This is a genomic window from Kaustia mangrovi (assembly GCF_015482775.1).
GTDB lineage: Bacteria > Pseudomonadota > Alphaproteobacteria > Rhizobiales > Im1 > Kaustia > Kaustia mangrovi.
Window position 1 is genome coordinate 4,621,477 of the sequence record NZ_CP058214.1, and the last position, 9,060, is coordinate 4,630,536.

9 protein-coding genes and 1 pseudogene are annotated in these 9,060 nt (G+C 67.1%); 5 read left to right on the forward strand and 5 right to left on the reverse strand.

Annotation, left to right across the window (positions count from 1 at the left end; translation table 11 throughout):
• The first annotated feature begins 35 nt into the window (after positions 1–35).
• A complete protein-coding gene (locus HW532_RS21890; RefSeq protein ID WP_213162477.1) occupies positions 36–635 on the forward strand; it encodes a GNAT family N-acetyltransferase in 600 nt (199 codons plus the stop codon).
• 95 nt (positions 636–730) lie between these two features.
• Here the strand turns inward: HW532_RS21890 and purQ are convergent, their stop codons facing one another.
• The 3 genes from purQ to purC all read right to left on the reverse strand — a co-directional run bounded on the left by purQ (position 731) and on the right by purC (position 2,583).
• The gene (gene purQ / locus HW532_RS21895; RefSeq protein WP_213162478.1) at positions 731–1,426 is read right to left on the reverse strand and encodes a phosphoribosylformylglycinamidine synthase subunit PurQ; all 696 of its coding nucleotides are present in this window, start codon (positions 1,424–1,426) and stop codon (positions 731–733) included.
• Between the two features lie 74 nt (positions 1,427–1,500).
• Positions 1,501–1,746 carry a phosphoribosylformylglycinamidine synthase subunit PurS gene (gene purS, locus HW532_RS21900; protein WP_246479350.1) on the reverse strand — a complete coding sequence of 82 codons (246 nt, stop codon included), beginning with the start codon at positions 1,744–1,746 and terminating at the stop codon, positions 1,501–1,503.
• A gap of 60 nt (positions 1,747–1,806) precedes the next feature.
• Positions 1,807–2,583 (reverse strand): phosphoribosylaminoimidazolesuccinocarboxamide synthase, encoded by a 777-nt coding sequence (gene purC, locus HW532_RS21905; RefSeq protein WP_213162479.1) that lies wholly within the window; start codon positions 2,581–2,583, stop codon positions 1,807–1,809.
• 388 nt (positions 2,584–2,971) lie between these two features.
• Between purC and HW532_RS21910 the strand changes: the two genes are divergently transcribed.
• The 3 genes from HW532_RS21910 to HW532_RS21920 all read left to right on the forward strand — a co-directional run bounded on the left by HW532_RS21910 (position 2,972) and on the right by HW532_RS21920 (position 5,474).
• Complete coding sequence (locus tag HW532_RS21910; protein ID WP_213162480.1) at positions 2,972–3,295, forward strand: DUF1476 domain-containing protein; 324 nt, start codon at positions 2,972–2,974, stop codon at positions 3,293–3,295.
• A gap of 58 nt (positions 3,296–3,353) precedes the next feature.
• On the forward strand, positions 3,354–4,127 hold the full coding sequence (locus HW532_RS21915; protein ID WP_213162481.1) for an HpcH/HpaI aldolase family protein: 774 nt from the start codon (positions 3,354–3,356) through the stop codon (positions 4,125–4,127).
• A gap of 105 nt (positions 4,128–4,232) precedes the next feature.
• Positions 4,233–5,474: a beta/alpha barrel domain-containing protein gene (locus HW532_RS21920; protein WP_213162482.1), complete on the forward strand. Its 1,242-nt coding sequence runs from the start codon at positions 4,233–4,235 to the stop codon at positions 5,472–5,474.
• Positions 5,475–5,516: 42 nt separating this feature from the next.
• Here the strand turns inward: HW532_RS21920 and purB are convergent, their stop codons facing one another.
• Both purB and HW532_RS21930 read right to left on the reverse strand, forming a co-directional pair.
• Complete coding sequence (gene purB, locus HW532_RS21925) at positions 5,517–6,821, reverse strand: adenylosuccinate lyase (RefSeq protein ID WP_213162483.1); 1,305 nt, start codon at positions 6,819–6,821, stop codon at positions 5,517–5,519.
• A gap of 103 nt (positions 6,822–6,924) precedes the next feature.
• Positions 6,925–7,731, reverse strand: coding sequence for an IclR family transcriptional regulator domain-containing protein (locus HW532_RS21930; RefSeq protein WP_246479351.1), 807 nt, complete (start codon positions 7,729–7,731; stop codon positions 6,925–6,927).
• Between the two features lie 108 nt (positions 7,732–7,839).
• On the opposite strand from HW532_RS21930, the pseudogene HW532_RS21935 reads away from it, so the two are divergent.
• Positions 7,840–8,730: pseudogene (locus HW532_RS21935) on the forward strand (CoA transferase subunit A).
• Positions 8,731–9,060: the final 330 nt, after the last annotated feature.

Sequence of the window (9,060 nt, forward strand, 5' to 3'; positions counted from 1 at the left end):
TGTAGGCGGCCGTTTGTTTCTAGAAGGAAGCCAGGATGATTACGCACTTGTCGTCCGACGCGCTCGTGCTTGAAACCGAACGGTTGCGTCTCGCGCCGATGACGATGGCGGATGAGGATATCGCACGCGCGCTCCTGTGTGATCCGCGGGTCATGCGTTATGTCACCGACGTCATGACGCCTGAGGCGGTGAGGGACCATATGGCCGAGGCGACACGACGCGGTGCGGGAGGCCGCATCGGCATATGGTGCGCGTTCCGCAAGGATACCGGCGAGAAGATCGGGGATGGCGTGCTGACGCCGGTGCCGATTGACGGCCGCGACACCGACTGGAGCCAGGTGGTTCCCGATGCCTATCCCGCCGATCAGATCGAGGTCGGATATCTGCTCGTCCCGTCCGCCTGGGGGCAGGGCTTTGCCACGGAAATCTGTGCGCGGCTCCTGCAGTTCGCGTTTGAGGAGACATCGTTGTCGGAAGTCGTGGCGACCACTGACCCCGACAACAGGAAATCCCAGCACGTCCTCACGAAATGCGGCATGCGCGCCTTGGGCGTGAAGCGCGCCTATGGCGATGACAATGCCCAGTGGTTCGCGATGACGCGGCCGGAATGGGAGGCTCGGGGCACCCCGTCATGACGGGTGCCTATGGCACGATAGGTGCCTCGGTCTGGAGATCGCCATGTTCCGGGTGACCCGTCGCGACCCCGACCGGCTCGCCGGCACACGCAGAATCACACCGCCTCGAGCGTCTCCGCCATGCCCTCGAAGAAGCGCCGGCAATCGGTACCGCCATGGAGCGGTTCGATGAAGTTCTCCGGATGCGGCATCAGCCCCAGGACGTTGCCGTTCTCGTTCAGGATGCCGGCGATGTTGCGCTGGGAACCGTTGGGGTTGGCGTCTGCCGTGAGCTCGCCGCGTTCGTCGCAATAGCGCAGCGCGACCCGGCCCTCGCCCTCCAGCCGGTCGAGGGTTGCCTCGTCGGCGAAATAGTTGCCGTCGCCATGGGCGACCGGGCAGCGGACCACGTCGTGAAGGCGATAGCCGCGCGTGAAGGCGCTCTCGTTATTGTCGATCCTCAGATTGACGAGCTGGCAGACAAAGCGCAGCGAGGCGTTGCGCATGAGCGCACCGGGCAGGAGACCGATCTCGGTGAGGATCTGGAAGCCGTTGCACACGCCGAGGACGCGCGTGCCGGCCTTCGCCTTGCGCACCACGTCGGCGATGACGGGCGAGCGTGCCGCGATAGCGCCGCATCTGAGATAGTCGCCATAGGAGAAGCCGCCCGGCAGAACGACGAGGTCGACATCCGGCAGCGTGCTGTCGCCATGCCAGACAAGCTCCGGCGCGGAGCCGAAGACCGAATGGAGCGCGGTCACCATGTCGCGTTCGCGATTGGAGCCCGGAAAGACGATGACGGCTGATTTCATGGCAGTAGGGGGTCCGCCCGGTTGCAGGAGAGTGACGTGCTGGCGCAATGCGCCGGGCCGGCGGCGCGGCAGATCTAGCGCGCGAGCTCGATCTCGTAATTCTCGATCACGGTGTTGGCGAGCAGCGTCTCGCACATGGCCTCGACCTCGGCGCGGGCGCGGGCCTCGTCGGTCTCCTCGAGCTCGACCTCGATATACTTGCCCTGGCGCACCTCGTCGACGCCGCCGAAGCCGAGCGTGGAGAGTGCATGTTCGATAGCCTTGCCCTGGGGGTCCAGAACGCCGCGCTTCAGTGTGACCTTGATCTTCGCTTTCATCATGCCTGTCGTTTCTTCCTCGTCGTGCCCGGGACCGGGCCGGCGGACGGGATTGTCTCTTGTTTACCGGTCGCTCTTTACCAGAACCGGGCGCGAGCGGTCGCCGGGATCCGATTCCGCAAGGATGCCGAGCCTGCGCGCGACCTCCTGATAGGCCTCCATCAGCCCGCCGAGCGACTGGCGGAATCGGTCCTTGTCGAGCTTGTCGGCGGTCTTGATATCCCACAGCCTGCAGGAATCCGGGGAGATCTCGTCAGCCAGGACGACGCGCATCATCTCGCCCTCGTAATGGCGTCCGAACTCGATCTTGAAGTCGACAAGGCGGATGCCGATGCCCGCAAACAGGCCGGTCATGAAGTCGTTGACGCGTAAGGACAGCGCCATCATGTCGTCGATTTCCTGAGGGGCCGCCCAGTTGAACGCGGTGATGTGCTCTTCGGAGACTATCGGATCGCCGAGCTCGTCGGACTTGTAGTAGAATTCCACGATCGAGCGCGGCAGCGGCGTGCCCTCCTCGAGCCCGAGCCGCTTGGCGATGGAGCCGGCCGCGACATTGCGCACCACGACCTCCACGGGGATGATCTCCACCTCGCGGATGAGTTGCTCGCGCATGTTGAGGCGACGCAGGAAGTGGGTCGGGATACCGATCTCGTTGAGCTTGGTGAAGATGAACTCCGAGATGCGGTTGTTGATGACCCCCTTGCCCTCGATGATCTCGTGCTTTTCGTTGTTGAAGGCCGTCGTGTCGTCCTTGAAATGCTGGACCAGCGTGCCGGGCTCCGGCCCCTCATAGAGAATCTTGGCCTTGCCCTCATAGATGCGGCGACGGCGATGGTTCATAACAGTTTCCTCGAGACTGGAATGCCGCCAGCGCGCTCCCCGGGCATCGGCCCGGCAGCGTAACGCTGGCGATACGATCGGCTCATGAAGATGATGTCGATTCGCTTTCCTGATGCCTGACCCGGCAAAAATACTCCACGCGACCGCATTGCACAACGTAACTGGCCCCGCACGGCCGGAATGTCAATGCGCGGGGCCGCCGCACGATGCGGGTTTCGAGGCGTTTCGAGGGGTGTGCGGGCACCTGCGCTGTTGATTTGACGCTGTCCCGCCGCTATGGCTAGCTCTTGACCCCTCGGGAAGGGCTGGAGGCTCGCGAAACGCCGTCGGCGCCTTTACCGGACACGGGATTAGGGATGATCGGGACTGTTCAAGGAGACGAGGCCCCATGAGCACCTTCGACAAGCGCGAAGAAGGGTTCGAGCGTCGGTTCGTGCATGACGAGGAGCTGCGGTTCAAGGCAACGGCGCGGCGCAACAAGCTGCTCGGCCTGTGGGCGGCGGGCAAGCTCGGCCTTGCCGGCACGGAGGCGGAGGACTACGCGAAGTCGGTGGTGCGCGCCGATTTCGAGGAGCCGGGCGACGAGGACGTGTTCCGCAAGATCCGCAAGGACTTCGACGAAAAGGGCGTCGAGCAGTCCGACCACCAGATCCGGCGGACCATGGACGAGCTGATGCAGACCGCCGTAGAGCAGGTCCGCAGCGAGGCCTGACGGGGCACGCCCCGCGCCGGCCGGCTCACCTTAGGGAACATTTCGGGAGGGGGACGCCATGTCCGCACAGACCTTGCGCGACCGGCTTGCGGGTGGGCGCCCGCTCTTCATGTCGTGGTCCATGCTGCCCGGCACGCTCGGTGCGGAGCTTCTGGCCCAGCAGCCGTGGGATGCCTGCGTGATCGACATGCAGCACGGGCTGATCGGCTATCAGGAAGCCCGCGACATGGCCGCGACGGTCATGGCGCTCGACAAACCCACAGTGGTGCGCGTGCCGGTCGGGGCCCATGGCCTTATGGGCCGGGTGCTCGATATCGGGGTGGAAGGGCTCATCGCGCCCATGGTCAATACCGGCGAGGATGCGCGTGCATTGGCCGCGGCCACCAAGTATCCCCCGGTCGGCGAGCGAAGCTGGGGCGCCTATCGCGCCATCGGCTCGGCGGGCCTCGGCCAGGAGGACTATCTCGCCGCGGCCAACGGGCTCGCCGTCTCCTTCGCCATGATCGAGACGCGCACCGCGCTCGACAATCTCGACGAGATCGCGGCGACGCCGGGGATCGACGGGCTGTTCGTCGGCCCCAACGACCTCACCATCTCGCTCACCGGCGGGACGTCGCTGGATGCGATGGGAACGCCGGAGGTGCGCGAGGCCATCTCGCTCATCGCGGCGAAGGCCTCGGAGAACGGGCTGGTCGCCGGCATCTATTGCGGCACGCCCGATTTCGCGCTCACTCATGCCGAGCTCGGCTACAGCTTCCTTGCGGTTGGCACCGACAGGGGCTTCCTCGCCGAGGGCGCGGCCAACGCCCTTGCTCGGCTCGGGCGGGGCTGAGCGGGCAGCGCTTTCCCGCAGGCCCCTGGGCCGATTTGACCTCCGCGCCGCAAGGCACGACAGTGGTGGCCGGCCGAAGGCCCAGGATCATCGCGGAAAACGCCCATGGACCAGACGACGCCATCCACCCCCGGCCGGGACGCCGTCCTGGAGCAGCTCGTCGATCTGACGCTCGCCGCCGGCACGGTTCCCTATCAGACGGACAAGTATTTCAGCCATGCGCGCCGGGTCGTGGAGACCCACGGCGACCAGGAGGTGGTCTACGCGCTCTTCCTGCGCCGGCGCGTGATCGCCGCGCTCGAGCCCGCGTTGCGGCTGTTGCGCCGGCTCGTGCCGGAGGCGCGCGTCACGCGCTTCTTCGACGAGGGCGAGATCGTGCCGTCGGAGAAGAAGCTCCTGGAGGTCTCCGGCCCCTATTCGAAGCTCTCCGAGGTCGAGACGCTGCTCCTCCAGAAGGTCGGCGTGCCGTGCGTGTGCGCCGTCAATGCCTATGACATGTGCCGCGCCATGCCCGACGCGGCCTTCCTCGACATGCATGGCCGCCACGGCACGGGCGCGGAGATGAACCTCCTCGCCGCCTATGGCGCCGCCGTCGGAAGCGAGACGGCGAAGTTCCACAATGACGGGAAGGTGAGGGGCTTCGTCGGCTCCTCGCAGGACCTGACCGCTCCGCTCTACGGTGCCGCGGCCGGCTCGGGCACCATGCCGCACGCGCTCATCGGCTATACGGACGGCGACGTGCTGGAGGCGCTGAAGCTGTTTGTGGAGACGGTGCCGGAGAGCCCGACGGCGATTGCGCTCGTCGACTATCTGGGGCTTGAGGTCACCGATACGCTGCGCTGCGCGCGCTGGTTCTACGACGAGGCCGGGCTGGACGCATCCGGCAAGGTGTTCGGCGTGCGCATCGACACCCATGGCGGGCGCTTCGCGGAAGGCCTCGACTACGAGAAATCCGTCGATGTGGTCGGCGAATGGCTCGATGTGGACGGCGAGTACAACATCGTGGAGAGGGTGCTCGGCGCGAGCGTCTTCCAGCTCGATACCGGCAATATCCTGATCGACCGGGCGCGGCGGATCCTGTTCGGCAAGGGCGTGTCGGCGGCCTCCATCATCCATGTGCGCCGGGCGCTCGACGCGGCGGGCTACACGCAGGCGACCATCGTCGCCTCCTCCGGATTCGACCGGCAGAAGTGCCAGATCATGGGCGCGGCCAGCGTGCCAGCCAATGTCGTCGGCACCGGCAGCTTCCTGCCGGACAAGCTGTCGGAGACCTATGCGACCGCCGACATCATCTCCTATGGCGGCGTGACGCGCGTGAAGACAGGCCGCGAGAACCTGCTGGAATAGGGCAGGGCGCGCCGTCGGGGGACGGCGCTCGCAACCGTCCGCTCACGCGTCGAAGACGCGGGCGAAGACCGTATCGACATTCCTGGTGTGGTAGTCGAGGTCGAACAGCGCCTCCAACTCCGCATCCGTGAGCTTCGCGGAGACGTCCGGATCCTTCTTCAGAAGATCGAGGAACTGGCCTTCGCCGCGCCAGACCGGCATGGCGTTGCGCTGGACGAGGGAATAGGCGTCCTCGCGCGAGACGCCGGCCTGGGTGAGGGCGAGCAGCACGCGCTGGGAATGGACGAGGCCGCCGAGCCGGTCGAGATTGCGCTGCATGGCGTCCGGATAGACGACGAGCTTCTCCACCACACCGGCAAGCCGCCTCAGCGCAAAGTCGAGATGGACGGTCGCGTCCGGCCCGATGCCGCGTTCCACGGAGGAGTGGGAGATGTCGCGCTCGTGCCACAGGGCGACATTCTCCAGCGCCGGGGTGACGGCGGAGCGGACCAGGCGGGCAAGGCCCGTCAGGTTCTCCGTCAGCACCGGGTTGCGCTTGTGCGGCATTGCGGACGAGCCCTTCTGGCCGGCGGAGAAATACTCCTCCGCCTCCAGCACCTCGGTGCGCTGGAGATGGCGGATCTCGGTGGCGAGGTTCTCGATGGAGCTCGCGACCACGCCGAGCGTTGCGAAATACATCGCATGGCGGTCGCGCGGGATGACCTGGGTCGACACCGTCTCCGGCTTGAGCCCCATGGCCTTGGCGACATGCTCCTCCACGCGCGGGTCGATATTGGCGAAGGTTCCCACGGCGCCGGAGATGGCGCAGGTCGCGACCTCCGCGCGGGCCGCTTCCAGCCGGGCGCGGCAGCGCGCGAAGGCGGCGTAGTGGCCGGCGAGTTTGAGGCCGAAGGTGGTCGGCTCGGCATGAATGCCGTGGCTGCGGCCGATGGAGGGTGTGTATTTGTGCTCCAGCGCCCGGCTCTCGAGCGCGGCGAGGACCGCGTCGACATCTGCCAGCAGGAGGTCGGCGGCACGCACGAGCTGCACATTGAGGCAGGTATCGAGCACGTCCGAGGAGGTCATGCCCTGATGGACGAACCGCGCCTCCGGCCCGACGATCTCGGAGAGATGGGTCAGGAAGGCGATGACGTCGTGCTTCACCTCGCGCTCGATCTCGTCGATCCGGTCGACGTCGAACGTCGCCGCGCCGCCCTTCTCCCAGACCGTGCGCGCGGCCTCCTCGGGCACCTTGCCGAGCGCGGCCATGGCGTCGAGCGCATGGGCCTCGATCTCGAACCAGATGCGGAACTTGGAGGCGGGCGACCAGATCTCGGCCATTTCGGGCCGTGTGTAGCGCGGAATCATCGGCGGACTGTCCTCAAAGGGGATTATCGGTTCCGGGGCGAACGGATGCGAGGTTGCTCTAGCAGAAGCGGGAGCCCCGCTCAATGCGCCAGAACGGCCGCCGTCAGCCGCCGAGCGAGCGGGCGAGGGCGGCGATGCGGCCGGCGGCCTCGCGCAGCGGCGGCAGGAAACGCTCCGTCATCTCCTCGACACTCACCCGGCCGGCATGGGTGGAGACGTTGAGGGCCGCCATGGCGCGCCCGTCGGCATGGCGGACCGGCACGGCGATGGAGCGCAGGCCGATCTCCAGCTCCTGGTCGACGACCGCGTGGCCCGCCGCGGCGACCCGGTCGAGCTCGGCTGCGAGCGCGGCCCGGTCGGTTATCGTGTGCGGCGTGTGGCGGGCAAGGCTCAGGGCGGAGAGGGCGGCCGCGCGCTCGGCGGGCTCCAGAAACGCCAGTATGGCGCGGCCCATGGAGGTGCAATGGGCGGGCAGGCGCGAGCCGACGGTGAGGTTGACCGACATGACGCGATTGGCCGCGGCGCGCGCCACATAGACCACATCCGGCCCGTCGAGGATGGCCGCCGAGCAGGATTCGTTGAGCGTTCGGCTCACGGCTCGCAAATGCGGTTCGGCCAGGTGCCACAGAAGCCCCATGCCGAGCCGCGAGCCCGCCACAGCGAGCAGGCGTGCGGTGAGCGCGAAGCGCTTGCCCGTCCGTGCCGCATAGCCCAGATCGACAAGCGTCAGCAGGAAGCGGCGGGCCGTCGCGCGCGACATGCCGGCGGCGTCGGCGACCTCGGTGAGCGTCAGGCTTTCCGGCGCGCGGGCGAGCACCTCCATGACGTGGAGCCCCTTGGCGAGCGAGCTCACATGGTCCCGGCGGTCGGCCTCCGCCGGCGGGTCGGTCCTGCTGTCCTGCATGGTCATGGCGCTCGGAGGTCCTCGGCTTGACAAGGGGAGGGGCGGTCAATACGGTGACCGCATTGTAGCAAAAAAGTTCGCATTGCGAACCTATAAAGCGACCGGCAGGCAGCAATGGCACAATTCCTCGACCTCGCCGACGCCGTGGAGGATATCGTCCGCGACGGCGGATACCGTGGCGATGGAAGGCTTCACCCACCTCATTCCCCATGCCGCGGGCCACGAGACCATCCGTCAGGGACGCAAGGACCTGACGCTCATCCGCATGACGCCCGACATCGTCTACGACCAGATGATCGGGGCGGGGTGTGCGCGCAAGATCGTGTTCTCCTGGGGCGGCAATCCGGGGGTGGGATCGCTGCATCGCATGCGCGAGGCGATCGAGAAGGGCTGGCCCGCGCCGCTGGAGGCGGAGGAGCACAGCCATGCCGCCATGGCCAACGCCTATGAGGCGGGCGCGCCGGGCTGCCCTGCGCCGTATTCCGAGGCTATCTCGGGGCGGACCTCGCAAGGGTCAATCCGAATATCCGGTCCGTCACCTGCCCGTTCACGGGCGAGAAGCTCGCCGCCGTTCCCGCGATCCGCCCCGACGCCGCGGTCGTCCACGCCCAGAAGGCCGACCGAGAGGGCAATGTGCTGATCGAGGGCATTGTCGGCGTGCAGAAGGAGGCGGTGCTCTCCGCAAGCCGCTCGCTGGTGACGGTGGAGGAGGTCGTCGACAGCTTCGGGCCGCGCAGCCCCAATGCGGTCGTCCTGCCAAGCTGGGCGGTGTCGGCCATCGCCGTCGTGCCGGGCGGCGCGCATCCCTCCTATGCCCATGGCTACTACAAGCGCGACAACGCCTTCTACAAGGCCTGGGACGCCATCTCGCGCGACCGCGACGCCTTCACCGCCTGGATCGATGAGCATGTCCTGAAGGGCGGGCCGGGCGTTTTCGCGCCAGTTCGTCGAGCCAGCATGAGGAAGGGGCAGGCGCATGATCCGGCTATACCGCAACGGAGATGATGACCGGTCGCCGCCGCGGGGCGCTGAAGAACGAGGATGTGTGCGTGGCCGGCTGATGCCGTCCGCCGCGGCCAATCTGGCGCGGCTGACCACGCGCCGGAGGTCGCTCTCGTCTATGAATCGGGCACGCTCGACACGCGCCCCGACGTGCTGCCGCTCTCCATCGGCGACGGCGAGCTGTGCGAGACGGCGCTGACCACGTCTCCGTGCGGAGATGTTCCGCTACTGGCTGCAGGGCGGGCGCATCACCGTCGGCTTCCTCGGGCCGCGCAGATTGACAAGTTCGCCAATATCACACCACCGTCATCGGCGATTACGACGACCCGAAGG